Origin of the sequence: Streptomyces sp. P17 (genome assembly GCF_032436805.1) — a bacterium.
Taxonomy (GTDB): Bacteria; Actinomycetota; Actinomycetes; order Streptomycetales; family Streptomycetaceae; genus Streptomyces.
In genome coordinates, this window is sequence record NZ_JAVRBF010001086.1 from 1 (window position 1) to 258 (window position 258).

General features: G+C 51.6%; 1 protein-coding gene. It reads left to right on the forward strand.

Going from position 1 to position 258, the window contains the following annotated elements:
* Positions 1-258 (forward strand): SUMF1/EgtB/PvdO family nonheme iron enzyme (locus RMT89_RS44020; RefSeq protein ID WP_315889367.1); only part of this gene is annotated, 258 nt, incomplete at both ends.

Below are 258 nucleotides of genomic sequence, written 5' to 3' on the forward strand. Positions count from 1 at the left end.
TTTAAAGCTGCCCACGGGCGCTTTAAAGCGGAGCGAGCCGGCTTTTTCGATTTAGATGGTAATGTGCGTGAATGGGTACATGATTATTATGCGCTGAATGTACCAAACACGGAGCAAGTGCATATGGATTATTTAGGGGTTAGCAGCGGTCAGGGCCATGTGGTTAAAGGCGCTTCGTTTAAATCGGGGCGTTTCAAGGAGCTGCGAGCCAGTATCAGAGCTGAAGGCAGCGGGCCCGAAGACGATGTGGGCTTTCGG